Below are 14,445 nucleotides of genomic sequence, written 5' to 3' on the forward strand. Positions count from 1 at the left end.
GGCCGCGGGCGACCCGCACGACGTCGTCACGGAACTCTCGGGGGTAGGGCTTGGGCACGGTGGCATCCTTCCAGCCCGCCTCAACGGCAAGCCAGCTCAGGTGTCACCAGTTGGTGCAGCAGACCCTTACACCTGTCGTGTCGTGATGCTGGTCTTCGGCTGCCGCCACGTGTTAGGGGTCAACCAACCAACCTCCGTCAAACCGGGGCACTGTCAAGCGTCGGGTTTGATGAAGACATCGAATCTTGAGCGGAATGAGGGCGAGGCCCGCACCGAGGGAGTTCCCGGGCGAGCTGGGTGAGCATGCGATGCGGATGGTGTTGGGGCCCGCCGGGATCCGGCGGTGGCGCCGGGCGCGATCTGGCGGATAGGGCAGTTCGGGTGTCCCGATCGAGTGCACCTTGCCGGACGTGATGTCGAAGCGTTCGTCACCAGAGGATGACGGCGTAGTCGAGACGGAGGCGGACGCACGTCGTTGACCTGGTAGGGGCGTCGGGGAGTCGTCGATCCTGTGCCGTGCTGGCGCCTGTGTGCGACCGTCAGTCATCCTGTGTGTACCGTTTGCTTGCCCGGAGGAGTTGCAATGCCTGCGCACCCGAGGCGGTATGAGTACCGGATGCGCCGTGCCAGCCGTGGCCGCTGGTCGGCCACCGAGGATGAGCTGGCGGGGCTCAGGTTCCCGGGAGCGGCGGAGCTGGTCGGTCACTTGGACTTCCTCGTTCGACGCCCGTACCTGTTCTGGCGTGATCGACTGCTGCCTATTGTCACTCTGGCCAGGGACGGTGATCGACCGTCGCCGTTGGACAGCATCGAGCGCCGTCTGCTGCGTGAGGACCAGGCGGTCCTTCCATACGCCCGGGTCGGTGGTCTTGGGACGGGGCCGCGCGGTGATCTACTCGCGTTGCTGGACCTCATCGGGTCAGCTACGGCGCAGCTGAATGAGCGCCGTGGTAGGGGCCCGCGACTGCGCTTTCCGCTGTACCGCCTCGGCTACTGGTTGACTGCGCTTGAGGTTCCGGCCGGCCCGGACGCGCACAATCGGTATGACCTGGTCCGTCAGCTGTTGGAGGTGCACTTCGTCAAGTCGGTGCGTCTTCCGGTGGACCGGGCGCAGTTCGAGGCGATCGCGGCGGAGGTGTCCGGTTGGTGGGCGTTGCTGGGTCTGGGCGTCGCGCCGGCCCGGCGATGGGTCATGGAGCATCTGTGGTATCCGCCGAAGTGGTTCGCCAACTACCCGTTGGGCAGCGGTGACGGGGGTACCGGCTTCCTGGGCAGGGCGGCGGGTATGCGCGCGGCCGGCGAGGAAGCCGTCGCCCGGATGGTCGTGGCGGCCTTCCTGCATGACCTTCGTCGCGCGTACCGCCGCCGCCGGCCGGCCTACCCGATGTTGCTGGTGGAGTCCGCCGATGACGCGGCCGCCTGGCTGGTTGCCCTGATAGCGGAGTGCCGCGACGTAGAGACGCCGCCACGTCGGCGCGGTCGCCTGGCCGTCCATTGGGATCCGCTGCTTGTTGTGGAGTCAAGACCTTGGCAAGAGGGCGATGCCGCTGTGGGGTGGCTGCGGCCGGGCGACGCCCAGGCGGCGTTTCCCCAGTGGCTGCGAGGCTGGGGCCGCTCCGACGAGGCGCGGCGGTGGCGGATGCGGCTGCGCATCCCGCCCGGCCCCGCCTCAGAAGATTCCATCGATCGGCTGCGCAAGGAGGGCCTACCGACGGTACGGCGGCGCACGACGTTGTGGGTCGCTGGCCTCCTGCTGGTCGCCGCCACGGCCGTAGGTGTCACCTTCAACGAGCGCCGGTGTGAGCCGTGGTGGTCACCGCGGCTGTCTACGACGATGACCTTGGTGCAAGACGGGCGCCAGCAGTGTGTAGGGCTCAGCCGCGACAGCCGTCCCTTCACCCCCGATGGCGAGATGGCGAAGGTGTACGGGGTGATCGAAGTGCAGAACCGGCGGGTGACTCGCGACGCCGGCAAGACTGGACGCTACGTCAGCGTCGTCTACCTGAGCACGTTGACCGCGGAGTCCGACGACCTGGAGGGGCAGCGGTCAACGATCGAGGAGTTGCGGGGCATCGCGGTCGCCCAGAAGAAGAGCAGCACGCCGATGCGGATTCTTTTCGCCAACATTGGTAGCGACCTGACCAGAGCCGCCCAGACCGCTCGTGAGATCGCTTCTGCTGCCGACCGTGAGCGGATCGTCGCCGTGGTGGGTCTGGGTATCTCACACCGCGGCGCTCGACAAGCCCGGGACCTGCTGATCGCCGAGGGAATCCCGGTGGCGGGCACGCTCGTCTCCGCCAGTGACCTGGCGACTCCGGCCGACGGGTACCACCAGGTGGGGCCACCGAACGCCCGCTTGGCCGAGGTCGCGGCCGAACAACTAAGGGCGATGGCCGGCAACCGGTCTCGAAACGAGCGCCCTCGGGTGCACATCACCTACCTGGAGGACCCGGACGACACCTACAGCAAAGACCTGGCCGACAAGGTGGCCGCCGAGCTCAAGGACCGATTTCAGACTGATTCGGCACCTTACGCGATGCAGCTCCCGGCGACCGACCCGCGGTCTGCGATGGCGGTGGGGCAGGCCGCTTGCGGCTACGACCTGGCGTTCTTCGCCGGCCGCGACGCCAGTTTCGGCGAATATCTGACAGGGCTGCGGGGCTGTCGTACACAAGTCCTCGCCGGGGACGCGGTCATCCGCTTCATCCTGGACGGCAAGCTCGGCCTCGACCACCCCGGACGCACCATCCGGTACCTGGCTATGGCCAGCATGTTGAGCTGGCGTGCCACATGCGGGGAAGGAACCGACCCACGCGGCTTCCTCGGAGAATACGAAGCGAGCTTCGGCGTGAGCGACGCCGACCCAGCCACCTGCAACCGCCTCAACGACGGACAAGCGATGATGGCCTTCGACGCTGTCGACCTCGTCGCACGCGCCAGTGTCGGCCTACCCACCGGCCGCTGGGGCGAACCATACTGGTGGGGACACCCATGGGGCGAAATCGTCACCAACTCCGGGCAAGAGACCACCCGCCGGTGGCGCCGCCAAGTGGCCAGCCAACTCGACCTACTCGGGTGGAAAGGAGCTCCCGGCCTCACCGGCTGGCTGTCATATACGGCCCCAAACCCGTTCCCGGTCAAGAAACTCACCCTGGTCATCGAGGCGACCGCCGGAAAGGGAACCACACGCACTGTCTTGGTTAGACGCAGCGGCCGATGAGGGATCTGCTGCACTGACAGGTGACGCTGTCGTCAACGCGCTGGGCCCGAGCATGGACCGCTACAGGTACTGTTTGTACACCGTCCGAAAACGATTGTTCGGGCGGGGAGGTTGAGTCGGGCGGCCGGGAGGTGTCCCGGCCGCCCGACCCGCGGGTTAGGACGCCCAGACCTTCACCTGGTTGACGTTGTCGTTGAAGGCCGTACCCATGTACATCACCGAGTAGTTCCACTGCGCGGTGTCTCCGGCGGGGTTCCGGACCCGGAAGGAGCGGCAGTTCTGCCCGAACAGCACACTGATAGATGACATGTGTGTCTGCCACCACGAGGGGGGCGTGAAGGTGTACCCCGCCGCGTCGCACGGGCCGCCGCCGTAGACCGGCCGGGTCTGGCCGGACTGGCCCTGGTTGAGATCTACGTGCTCGTAGTAGGTGACGATGAGTACTGCTCGTGCCCTGGTCTGTCGAGCCTCGTCGCCGCATCGCTGCTCGACGGTGTGGCCACCGGCGGTGGCCGGGACGAGCAGGCCTACGCAGTCGGTACGGTCCGCCGCTGGACCGGCGGCAGCGACCGGCGCGGCAGCGCCAACTGTCGTGGCAAGTGCGACACCGAGAAGACCAGCGCCGAAGTACCCCGTTTTACCCATTAGTTTCCCCCTGATGACGGCAGGCTCCGCTATCGCGGAGCATGACCCACCGTCCATGTAGACTACGGTCGGATGTCGGACGGCCGCGACGGCGTTTCCCGACAGGCTCGACCGCTTCACCGTGGGCTTGGTCACGCCATGCCCAGGTACTGAGCGGTGCTACGGCGCGCACACCGAACCACCCGGCCGGCCCCGGATGCCCCGCCGTCCGCCGATCACCTCAGACTGGCCGGCCAGGTTCGCCATCGACGACGGTAAGGCGTAATCAACCCAGGCACGGGCGTAGACACCCGCTCGGCGCCGCTGGTGGCGATCCACCAGGTTCAAAGGTCGAGAGGTTCAAAGGTCGAGCTTGAAGCCCACATGGCTGGCCTTGAAGCCGAGCCGCTCGTAGAAGCGGTGCGCGTCGGTGCGACTGCTGTCGGAGGTCAGCTGCACTAGCCCGCAACCGCGGTCGCGGGCCTGCTCCACCGCCCATTCCATCAGAGTGGCGCCGAGTCCGGACCCCCGCTCGCCGGAGGCCACTCGGACCGCCTCAATCTGCGCCCGGGTGGTGCCGCGGCGGGCAAGGCCGGGCAGGAAGGTGAGCTGGAGGGTACCGACCACCCGACCGTCGCGCTCGGCCACGGCCAGCAGCTGGTGCGGGTCCGCGTCGATCACGGCGTACGCGGCCGCGTACGGGGTCAGGTCGTCCGGGCTCTCCCGGGCCGCACCCAGCGGATCGTCGGCCAGCATCGCCACGATCGCGGGTATGTCGCTCCCGGCGGCACGCCGCACGGTCAGAACTCCCACCTCGTGACTCCTACCCGGACGATGACGACGGCGCGGGACACCCTATCGCGCGACGGCGACCACGCGCACTATCGGCGGAAGAGTGCGCGTGTCCGATACCCGGTGGCGGATACCCCGGCGTACCACTACCGTGACTGGTCCTCGCCCAAAGTGTGGTGGCACCGGATGACCGCACCCGCTACTGGAGAGGGTGGCAGCCCGTTCGAGCCGGGCCGAGGCCGGGGGCCGTCTCGACAGTTGAGGCGGCCCCGAGCCTCAACGCGGCATGACCGGACGTCGTGCTGGCCATCGGACGCGGTCGTCGGTGGGCGACGGTGCCGCTGCTGCTGTGATCGACGTGTGATCGACGGTCCTGACACAGGACGACGCTGGATGGTAGACAACGACGTGGCGGTGTTTGGTATTGCGACCAGAATGGCATCGGGAGCCGCTCTTAATCCGCGGGTTCGGGGTTCGAGTCCCTGGCGGCGCACAGGTCCTTACCAGGTCGTATAGCCGGTTGGCTATGCGGCCTTGATCTTTGTGGGGCGTCGGTGGGACGTGTGTGGGCGGCGTCGTTTCGGCCGCTTGTGGTGTCTGCCGGTCCTGGTCACGGCCGGTTTCAGCGGTTCCGGGTGGTGGGGTTCAGCGGACCTGCTTGGGGACGGTTGTCCGTCAGGGGGCGTGGTGCCGGCGTTCAGGGTTGCGTTTGGCGGCGGCGAGGACGAGTCGGGCGGTGGCTTCGGCGGCGTGGACCAGTAGGTCAGTCAGGACGCTGGTGTAGGTGTCGGCGGTGAGGACGATGCTGCTGTGTCCGAGTTGGGCTTGGACGGCTTTGAGGTCGACGCCGGCGCAGTGGGCCAGACTGGCGGCGCCGTGCCGTAGGTCGTGGAGGCGGACCGGTGGTAGCCCGGAATCGTGTACCAGATGGCGGAAGCGGCGGGTCAGGAAGTCCGGGTGCAAGGGCTGGCCGGTGTCGGTGACGAACACGTAGCCGCTGGCGGTCCATGCGCGGCTGGCGGTGCGCTGTTCGGCGCGCTGGCGTCGCTGGTGCTCGCGCAGTTGCCGGACGGTGTGCTGGTCGAGGGCGATCAGTCGGCGGCTGGCGGCGGTCTTGGGTGGTGCGACCGCGACGGTGCTGCCGTTGGCCACGCGCTGCTGCTCGATGGTCAGGATGCCCGCGTCAAGGTCGACGTCAACCCAGCGGAGCCCGGCAGCTTCTCCTCGGCGTAGGCCTCGTAGGGCGATGAGCCACCACATCGCGGCGAGGCGGTCATCGGCGACGTGCTTCAGGAACGCGGCAGTCTGGTCGGTTGTCCACACCGCTACCGTCGGTCGCTGGCCGGTCTCCTGCCAGGTGTGGACCCGCCCGGTGGTCCATACCTGGGCGTGTGGGCGGCGTGGGGTGGGCACCTCGATGTGACGGGCCGGGTTGTCGGTTAGCAGCCCTTCACGGATCGCGGCGTTCAGCGCTGACCTCAGTGTCGCCCGGATACGGTGCAGTGTCGCTGGTGTCGGCAGCCGCCCGTACCTGTTCACCGTCGCCGCCATGGTGTCGATCATGGCGGTGATGTGCCTGCCCGTCAGATCGTTGAGTCGTATGCGACCCAGGTGGGGCACCAGGTGCCGGTCGACGTGGATCTGGTAGGACCGCAGGGTGGTCGGCCGGATTCTGGTGTGAGTCGTCAGCCATGCCGCAGCCACCGCTCCACCGTCCAACCAGCCGCGGTAGCGGAGGTGCCGTCACCAAGGACTGCATCCCGCGCTGCCGCCGCGTCCCGGCGGGTCAGGTAGCCGCCACGCCGTAGCCGCTCCCGCCGACCGGGCAGCACCGGCACAGCGCAGTCGAAGTACCAACTGCCGTGACGCCGCTCACCCAGCCGAGGACACGACGAGCTGAGCAGCCGGCCCGTCTCCGGGCACCGGCATCCGCACCGCTTGAACACCCCACCACTCACGACAAGTCCTCCCGTCGCCCCGCCCTACGCAATCCACTTTGGCAGTAGCGCGAGCGGGGATCGACTGCCACCTTGGGCGATATCCGGCTTGCGAGCAGGACACCGGCAAAAAGCTGGTCGACCACGAGGCCCGCATCCGCGGCCTGGAGCGGGGGCGGTGGCCGCTGCCGTCGCTGGCGCTGATCATCTCCGCGCTCGCCCTGATGATCCCCGTGGTCTCCACGCTGACGAAGAAGTGAGGACCGCTCCATGCTGAAGTACGCCAAGAGCCTGGCCATGGTGGCCGCGACCGCCGCCTCCGCCCTGGTCGCCGTCCTCGCCGACGGCGTCACCCCCGGCGAGTGGTTGATGGTTGTCAACTCGGCGGTGTTCGCCGCCGCGGTGTTCACCGCGCCGAACGTACCCGGCGCCCGGTACACCAAGTCGGTGCTGGCGTTCCTGGGCGCCGGACTGGCTGTGGCGATCTCGGTCATCACCGACGGGATCACCCTGGCCGAGGGCATCCAGATCGCCCTGGCTGGACTGGCCGCGATCGGGGTGCGCGTCGCTCCGAACGCCGGGGACATGCTGGCCCGGACCGCCCGGCCGCAGCCCACGCTGCGCCTGTAACCGGTCGGGCGCCGCCAACCCCCGTCGCGGTGCCCGACCCCCTAACGAAACCGCCCCAGCCTGGCCTTCCGGCTGGGGTGGGGCGGTTTCGTCGTCAAGGAGTTCGGTTCAAATGGGCGGTTAGCGCCTCACCCATCACCGCGTGCCCGAGACGAGGCGGACACGTCCCGCCACTGGACGTTGGGCGGCGGCTGCCGGCGAGCCTCAGCCTCACCGAGGTCGGTGTATCACGCATGCGCACGCTGCCGCCCCGGCTGACCCGCCCAACCGAAGCTCAGCAGTCGATGACGACTCGGTCTACGATGTTCGAGACGGATTGCGGCAGGTTACCCGCGCTGTCGGGATAGAAATTGGCAACGTGGTCCCACGACCCGATCCAGTTGTACAGGTGGACCTTCCCGGAGCCCCGGTTCCGGACCGAGTTCAACTTGTCGTTCTGCGGAGGGTTCATCCGGCCCAGGTCGAACGATCCGCAGCTCGGTGCGACCCAGAAGCGGCCGGTACCCTCGTGACCGTCGTAGTAACAGGACTTGCCCTCCGGGCAGTCCCAGCCCAAGGCCGAATCCGCGGCGTTCGCCGGCACCGCCGGTGCCAGGAGCGCGAGAAGCGCTGATGCACCGACCGTCATCTTGGTTACTCGATTCATATCTTTCCTCCCCGTCGATAGTGCAATGTTTCGGTATTACTGGTGCGGACGGGTTATCACCGGATTGGCTTTAGCCCGGCAGGCATAGCCACCCAGGCCCCGCCCCAGCCGCCAGCACACCACCGGCGGTCGCCTGAAGTACGGGGTGTAGACCCCGGACCACCGGTCTGTGTCTGGTTGCCCTCACGATCGTAAGACCGTCATCTACACTCCACACCCGACCTGTCGCCAATCTGACAATGCGGAGTGGCGGTAGGCCACGGTGAGTCCTTCGTTAGTTTGCGGGTGGGGCGGCTCCGGTCCAACGATCCGTAGGTCAGCGTCGCTATCGGCTGTCTGGCCGCCGTGGTGATCCACAACGGGCAGGGCCCACCGGGCGACGAAACCACCCCACCCTGGTTCGGCCGGGCGGGGCGGTTTCGTCATCAGCGAGCCTCAGCCTCACCGAGGTCGGTGTATCACGCATGCGCACGCTGCCGCCCCGGCTGACCCGCCCAACCGAAGCTCAGCAGTCGATGACGACTCGGTCTACGATGTTCGAGACGGATTGCGGCAGGTTAAGCCAGCCGCCGGGATTGACAGCGCCAATTTCATCCCACGACCCGATCCAGTTGTACATGTGGACCTTCCCGGAGCCCCGGTTCCGGACCGAGTTCAACTTGTCGTTCTGCGGAGGGTTCATCCGGCCCAGGTCGAACGATCCGCAGCTCGGTGCGACCCAGAAGCGGCCGGTACCCTCGTGACCGTCGTAGTAACAGGACTTGCCCTCCGGGCAGTCCCAGCCCAAGGCCGAATCCGCGGCGTTCGCCGGCACCGCCGGTGCCAGAAGCGCGAGAAGCGCTGATGCACCAACCGTCATCTTAGTTACTCGTTTCATCTATTCCTCCCCGTTGGTATTGCAACATTTCTGTATTACTTGGCGCGGGCGAGCTATAGCCGGTGACTTCAGCCCGGCAGGCACAGCCACACAATCTTCTCGCCCCAGCCGCCAGCGCACCACCAACGGTCACCTGAAGTGCGGGTGTAGACCTGACCATCGGTCTGCGTCTGGTTGCCTTCAGGATCGTAGGAGGATCATCCACATTCCACACCCGACCTGTCGCCAATCTGACAACGCGGAGCGCGTTCAGCCGGACGGTTTGACGCGGCGGCACCCCGCGCCGGGAGGACAGCTCGCCCTGGCCGGCCTGGCGGCGTCCCCCGCACGAAGTAGCCCCCACGCTCTGGCCTTGCGGCCGGGCGTGGGGGGCTGCTTCGTCGTGTCCGGGCTACATCCCGAAGACCAGTGCGAACAGGGCGGCCAGAGCAAGATCGGAGCGCTTATACCCGAACATGGCGGTGTCTCCTTCGGTTGGCGACGGGCGGCGCAAGTTCAACGATTCGCAGGTCAGCGTAGCTGTGGTCGACCGTGGTGATCTAAGACGGGCGCGCCCGGCGGTAGGACTCGGACAGCTCCCTCCACTGGACATCAGGCAGCAGATGCCGGTGCGCTTCGCCGACCTCGGCCTCGCCGAGGTCGGCGAACCACGCGCGCGCTTCTTGCGGGCCTCGGCTGATCGTCACGGTGTACCTGCCGTCCAGCTCGGCGCACACCACGACGTCGCGGCGCCACGCCGTCGCCCATGATCCATCCCGCCAGTGCCGCATCACTCCCATGCCCATCCGCGACACCCTATCGAACAGGTGTTCGATAAATCGATTCAGTCCGCCCGGGGCGCTACTGCCGTCGGCGCCACGAGAACCCGCCGCTTTTGCTGCCGCCGGATCCCGGCTGGTAGCTGTCGCCATCTGAGGAGCTGCTGCCGGAGTCCTCCAGCTCGCGCCGCTCACGTTCGCGCTGCCGCCGGGCCTCGGCGGCTTCCTTGCGCGCGGCGGCCCGCCGCTTGGCCGCGGCCTTGCAGACGGCGCGGCTGTCACCGGTGAGGCACCGGTCGCGGTCCGGGATGCCGGTGGCAGGGTCGCTGGGGGTCGGGGATGGACTGGGGGCCGGTTCGGTGACGGCGGCCGGCTCGGGTTTCGGCAGGGCCATCGCGCCCAGGAGCATGGTCCCGCCGCAGCACAGCGCCACTACCGCGGCGACGCCACCGACGATCCACGGCACCCGGCTGCGCTTCGCGCGGGCCGGCGGCGGCGCGGCGGACATGGCCGGCCACTGCTGGGTGGGCGGGTACTGCGGCGACTGTTGCCCGTACGGGTCGGGGTGCATCTGTGTCTCCGGTGGCTGAGGGGTGTGTCCGCTCAACGATGGGAGGTGGGCGCAAGCCGTCCGCCGTCTGGCCGTTGACCTGGCGGGACCGACCGATCCACGGTCACTTTCAGTGAACGCCTAATGCCTGACCCGCGCGCGTACGCGCCTGCGCGTGTTGAGGAGCAGGTCAGGCATTTAGGCGTTAGGCGTTAGACATTGCCTGCTGCTCACTGTCGGTGATGTGCCAGCGTGCGTGTCGGCCGCGGGGTGGGTCGGTGTGGAGGGTGCCGGCTCGGCGGAGGTGGGCGCATCGCATCTGGATGGTGGAGCGGGCGACGCCGAGGCGGTCGACCAGGTCGCCCATGCTGACGCCGCTGGTGGGGTGGCGGCGGCCAGTAGATACTCCCCATAGGCGGCCATTTATCCCCCCGGTGGTGGCCGGGGGGACTCCCATAGGGCGGCCAGATATCTCCCCGCTGATCGACAGCGGTAGCCGGTCGGCGAGGGTCACCGGCGTGAAGAGCGGCAGGGAGATCGTGGAAATTTTGGAGGCTTACGACCTCACGGGTAGTTACCGTGCGGCGGCGGAGTTGGCTGGGTGTGATCACCACACTGTGGCCCGGTATGTGAAGTTGCGGGATGAGGGACGCAGCCCGCAGGAACGGGCGCATCGCGCCCGTCCGATTGATGAGTTCATGGACAAGATCGAGGAGCTGGTGGTCCGCTCAGGTGGTCGGGTGCGCGCGGACGTGGTGCATCGGCGGATCGCGTCGATGGGGTTCACCGGTGGGGAACGCACGACACGGCGGGCGGTCGCCGCGGTGAAAGAGGCGTTCCGGGCCGGGCGGCGCAGGGTGTTCCGGCCGTGGATACCCGAGCCCGGACTGTGGATGCAGTTCGACTGGGGTGAGGGCCCACGCATCGGCGGACGGCGCACATCGTTGTGGTGCGCCTGGCTGGCCTGGTCGCGGTTCCGGGTCGTGATCCCGACCTTCGACAAGACGCTGCCGACGATCGCCGTCCATCTCTCGTATGCCTCACCGCTCGGGCACACCCTGCTCGACGTGGCCCTCTACCTGCCGAGATTCTGTTCCGAAGACACGACACGACGTACTGAGGCAGGCGTGCCCCACAGCGTCGACTTCGCCACGAAGCCGCAGCTGGCACGCCGGCTGATCGAAACAGCGGCGGCCGGTGGACTGCCGTGCCGATGGGTCGCAGGCGACGAGGCCTACGGCGGCGACCCGCAGTTGACAGTCGGACCACGCCGCCTTCGGCTCAGCTATGTCCTCGCAGTCGCCCGCTCACACCGAGCGCCGACCGGCCTGGCCACCCAACGGGCCGACCACATCACCGCCGGCCTACGCCGTACGGCTGGCAACGGCTGTCCGCCGGCGCCGGCGCGAAGGGCCACCGCTGGTACGACTGGGGATTCATCGCCCTGCCCCTGGCAAGTGCCCTGCGCCGGGCCGGTCGCTGTGAGGCCCGCTCGGCGAGCGGGTCGGGTCCATGTCGGACGGCCTTGGGTCTGGCGGTTCCGGGGCTGATGCGGCAGTCTTGCCTCCGGTGGTGCTCATCCATCACCACGACACGGGGGTGTTGTATATGGACGGTGTCGGTTTCGTCAGTCGGCGTACCGCGCTGGTGGGTGCCGCCGCGCTGGCCGCGGCGGGGTGGGGGAAGCCGGCTGCCGCCCGGAGCCGGTCGACTCCCGAGCCGCGCTGGACTCTCCCGCTGCCCGCAGTGGAGCTCACTTCCCCGATCTGGGTTCACGCCGGCGTCGTGTACCTCGTGCGCCCCCAGTTGCTGACCGCGTACAACGCCGCCGACGGCCGGCTGATGTGGGACACCCCTGTGGGCCCAGTTGACGTTATGTGGGAACGCGACCTCGAATGGCGACTCGCCGTCGGCGGTGACCGCCTCTTCCTCAGTCACTGGCACGACTTCGGCTCGGACGCCAACCGTCGTCTGCTGGCCTTCCGGCGCGCTGACGGGACGCCGCTGTGGGCGCACGACCTGCGGTACCGTGCCGCCGGCTTGGCCGCTGCCGGCGACGACCTGTACGTCGAAGGTGGCAACCACCTCGCCGTCCGTTACCTGCAGATCCGGCACGCCGTCACCGGTGCCGTCCGCGTCAACCGCGACGGCGAGGGCCTGCAGGGTGGCCCGGGTCCGGTCGGCGAGGTTCCCGGCCGGCTGTTGATCGACGACATCCGCGGTGGGATCAACGGATCGCTGCGGTTGCTCGACACGGCAGGCGGGCAGATCTTCTGGGAGCAGCGCGGCACCGTCCGCCGGGGCCTGCGGAGCCTCGACCTCGGCGAGAGTTTCCTGGTTGCCGCCGCCGGCGGCCTGGCCCACCTGCACGCCGCCGACGGAGCCACGGACTGGGAGGTGCTGACCCCGGGCGGCCTGGACGACATCGCTCACCACCAGGGAATCGCCTACGCACTGACCTCGGAGGCGCTGACCGCCTTCGACAGCGGCTCCGGCGGCCGGCTGTGGCGCCACCGCAGACCGCACTGGAGCGCGAGTCTGGACACCACCGCCGGTCGGCTACTGCTACGCGTTAACGACGAGCTCCGGACCCTCGATCCGCGGACCGGCGATCCCACCGCCGAACCGGTGACCCTGTCCATCGGGTGGGTCGGCACCGACGCCGACTCCTGTTATGCCGTGCGCGACGACCAACTGACGGCCTGGACGGTGACCTGATGCCCATTCCCCGCCGGTCGATCGGCGAGCTACGCTGGCGTCTCCGCCTGCGCGACGACGAGGCACACTCTGTCGTCGCTGTCAACGCCGGCCTCGTCTACATTCGCCGGGAGCAGTTCCTGTACGCCCTGGAGGCCGCCACCGGGCGGCAACGCTGGCGGGTCGACATCCCGGACCTACCCCGCCCATTTCGTGCCGCCGCTCTCGACTACCGCAGGGACATGGTTGCGCTGCCCGACCAGGTGGTGGTCGACAGCAGCGGGGGGTCCGGCCCGACGAACCGCAATGCGGTCAGCGTCCTCAGCGCCACCGACGGTGCGCTGCTGTGGAACGGCGATAGCTCCGTCCGCGACAATCTGGGCGTCTACGGCGGCCACCTCGTCACCTCCCGCTCGGGCAGAGGTCGCCCCTCCACCGCCGGCTACGACATGCTGACCGGTACCCGGCGCTGGATACTCAAGGACGTCTGGCGGCCCGGGGACGGCCCGACGGTGCCCACCTCCTCCGGCCGACTGCTGGTCACCGTCGACATCGACGCGGAACGGTGCCACCCGGCGCTCCTGGAAGCCGCTACGGGTGCCGAACTGTGGCGCACCTCCGGCGTGAAGGCCATGGTGGACGTACGTGCGCCCGCTGGATCTCGGTGACCGCTGGGTGCTGCCGACGACCGACCCGGCCGACACCCTGCGCACCCCGTTGACCTGCCTCGACGCCGCCACCGGGGCGGTTGTCTGGGCTTACCCGATCGAGCTGGTCGAGACGACGGCCCGAAGCGGCACCGACGTGCTCGCGGCCACCGCACACGGCGAGGTCGTCGCAATGGACCCCGCTGCCGGCACCTGCCGTTGGCGCTGGGTGGCGGACCGGCCGTTCCGTTCCGTCGATCTCCTCGTCACCCGCGGCCGGGTCTACGTGGTCGGCGACGACACCCTCTTCATTCTCGACGCCGCCACCGGTCGACCTGAGGGAGATCCGGTCACGTCCGCCGGGGGCGGTCCGGCAGCCGACGAAGACACTCTCTACCTGCGGATCGGCGACGAGCTGACCGCCTGGGCTCTGCCGTGACCCCGCCCGCCGACCGGGAGGTGCCGATGCCCCGACCGAAGCTGACCCGCCGCGCGATCCTCGGCGTGGCCGCCATCACCGCCGTCACGGCGGCCACGCCGGCCCGCGCCGCCACCACGCCCGCCACACCGTCCCGCGTGGTCGGGCGCACCGACCGGCGTCGCGCCGTCCCGCCACCCCCGCCGCGCTGGGAGACCGACCTGCCCGACGCCGTTCGATCCCAGCCGGCCCACGGCGCCGGGATGGTCTGCGTGGTCGTCGGCGAAACCCTGTGGTGCCTCGACGCCGCCGACGGGCGAATGCGCTGGCGGATTCCGGTCGGTCAACACACCGCCAACCGGAGCACCCCCTTGATCGTCGACGCCGACCAGGTCGTGCTCGCCACCTGGGAAGGCTCTCACGGGGACGCGCCGCGCCACGCCGAGCTCCTGGCGGTCAATGCCGGCGACGGGGCCACCCGCTGGCGCGCCGAGTTGCCGTACGCGGTCACCGCGGCCGGCCGGTACGGCGCGCACCTGCTCCTCGCCGCCGACCGCCCGCGCTTCGTCCAGTGCCGGGACTGGCGCACCGGCGCCGTGCGGTGGAACGGCACCGGTAGCCGGTACCGACCGGCGCCGACGGCGCACCG

General features: G+C 68.9%; 15 protein-coding genes. 8 read left to right on the forward strand and 7 right to left on the reverse strand.

Annotation, left to right across the window (positions count from 1 at the left end):
* The first annotated feature begins 583 nt into the window (after positions 1 to 583).
* Positions 584 to 3,220 (forward strand): ABC transporter substrate-binding protein, encoded by a 2,637-nt coding sequence (locus tag IEY75_RS20410; RefSeq protein ID WP_189116020.1) that lies wholly within the window; start codon positions 584 to 586, stop codon positions 3,218 to 3,220.
* A 156-nt stretch (positions 3,221 to 3,376) separates the two neighbouring features.
* Here IEY75_RS20410 and IEY75_RS20415 read toward each other — a convergent pair whose 3' ends face one another.
* The 3 genes from IEY75_RS20415 to IEY75_RS20425 all read right to left on the reverse strand — a co-directional run bounded on the left by IEY75_RS20415 (position 3,377) and on the right by IEY75_RS20425 (position 6,340).
* Positions 3,377 to 4,000 carry a hypothetical protein gene (locus IEY75_RS20415; RefSeq protein WP_189116021.1) on the reverse strand — a complete coding sequence of 208 codons (624 nt, stop codon included), beginning with the start codon at positions 3,998 to 4,000 and terminating at the stop codon, positions 3,377 to 3,379.
* A gap of 204 nt (positions 4,001 to 4,204) precedes the next feature.
* Positions 4,205 to 4,657: a GNAT family N-acetyltransferase gene (locus IEY75_RS20420; RefSeq protein ID WP_189116022.1), complete on the reverse strand. Its 453-nt coding sequence runs from the start codon at positions 4,655 to 4,657 to the stop codon at positions 4,205 to 4,207.
* Between the two features lie 654 nt (positions 4,658 to 5,311).
* On the reverse strand, positions 5,312 to 6,340 hold the full coding sequence (locus tag IEY75_RS20425; RefSeq protein ID WP_229789965.1) for a tyrosine-type recombinase/integrase: 1,029 nt from the start codon (positions 6,338 to 6,340) through the stop codon (positions 5,312 to 5,314).
* A gap of 292 nt (positions 6,341 to 6,632) precedes the next feature.
* Here IEY75_RS20425 and IEY75_RS20430 point away from each other — a divergent pair, with 292 nt between their 5' ends.
* Together IEY75_RS20430 and IEY75_RS20435 are read left to right on the forward strand one after the other, a co-directional pair.
* Positions 6,633 to 6,833 carry a hypothetical protein gene (locus IEY75_RS20430; RefSeq protein ID WP_189116023.1) on the forward strand — a complete coding sequence of 67 codons (201 nt, stop codon included), beginning with the start codon at positions 6,633 to 6,635 and terminating at the stop codon, positions 6,831 to 6,833.
* A 10-nt stretch (positions 6,834 to 6,843) separates the two neighbouring features.
* A complete protein-coding gene (locus tag IEY75_RS20435) occupies positions 6,844 to 7,203 on the forward strand; it encodes a hypothetical protein (protein WP_189116024.1) in 360 nt (119 codons plus the stop codon).
* Between the two features lie 274 nt (positions 7,204 to 7,477).
* Here the strand turns inward: IEY75_RS20435 and IEY75_RS20440 are convergent, their stop codons facing one another.
* From IEY75_RS20440 to IEY75_RS20455, 4 genes are all read right to left on the reverse strand, one after another.
* Complete coding sequence (locus IEY75_RS20440; RefSeq protein WP_189116025.1) at positions 7,478 to 7,849, reverse strand: peptidase inhibitor family I36 protein; 372 nt, start codon at positions 7,847 to 7,849, stop codon at positions 7,478 to 7,480.
* A gap of 505 nt (positions 7,850 to 8,354) precedes the next feature.
* Entirely contained in the window at positions 8,355 to 8,726 is a 372-nt protein-coding gene (locus IEY75_RS20445) for a peptidase inhibitor family I36 protein (protein ID WP_189116026.1), read from the reverse strand.
* 539 nt (positions 8,727 to 9,265) lie between these two features.
* Positions 9,266 to 9,511 carry a hypothetical protein gene (locus tag IEY75_RS20450; protein ID WP_189116027.1) on the reverse strand — a complete coding sequence of 82 codons (246 nt, stop codon included), beginning with the start codon at positions 9,509 to 9,511 and terminating at the stop codon, positions 9,266 to 9,268.
* Between the two features lie 55 nt (positions 9,512 to 9,566).
* Positions 9,567 to 10,055, reverse strand: a complete 489-nt coding sequence (locus IEY75_RS20455; RefSeq protein WP_189116028.1) for a hypothetical protein — start codon at positions 10,053 to 10,055, stop codon at positions 9,567 to 9,569.
* A gap of 497 nt (positions 10,056 to 10,552) precedes the next feature.
* Between IEY75_RS20455 and IEY75_RS21165 the strand changes: the two genes are divergently transcribed.
* The 5 genes from IEY75_RS21165 to IEY75_RS20485 all read left to right on the forward strand — a co-directional run.
* Complete coding sequence (locus IEY75_RS21165) at positions 10,553 to 11,584, forward strand: transposase (RefSeq protein WP_229789966.1); 1,032 nt, start codon at positions 10,553 to 10,555, stop codon at positions 11,582 to 11,584.
* Positions 11,547 to 12,752, forward strand: a complete 1,206-nt coding sequence (locus IEY75_RS20470) for an outer membrane protein assembly factor BamB family protein (RefSeq protein ID WP_229789968.1) — start codon at positions 11,547 to 11,549, stop codon at positions 12,750 to 12,752. Before IEY75_RS21165 ends, IEY75_RS20470 begins: the two co-directional genes overlap by 38 nt.
* Positions 12,752 to 13,399, forward strand: coding sequence for an outer membrane protein assembly factor BamB family protein (locus IEY75_RS20475; RefSeq protein ID WP_189116030.1), 648 nt, complete (start codon positions 12,752 to 12,754; stop codon positions 13,397 to 13,399). The genes IEY75_RS20470 and IEY75_RS20475 overlap by 1 nt, the downstream gene beginning before the upstream one ends.
* Entirely contained in the window at positions 13,377 to 13,817 is a 441-nt protein-coding gene (locus tag IEY75_RS20480) for an outer membrane protein assembly factor BamB family protein (protein ID WP_189116031.1), read from the forward strand. The genes IEY75_RS20475 and IEY75_RS20480 overlap by 23 nt, the downstream gene beginning before the upstream one ends.
* A 26-nt stretch (positions 13,818 to 13,843) precedes the next feature.
* A partial coding sequence (locus tag IEY75_RS20485; RefSeq protein WP_189116032.1) for an outer membrane protein assembly factor BamB family protein occupies positions 13,844 to 14,445 on the forward strand: 602 nt, incomplete at its 3' end.

The sequence above is a fragment of the Pilimelia terevasa genome (assembly GCF_014647915.1).
GTDB lineage: Bacteria > Actinomycetota > Actinomycetes > Mycobacteriales > Micromonosporaceae > Pilimelia > Pilimelia terevasa.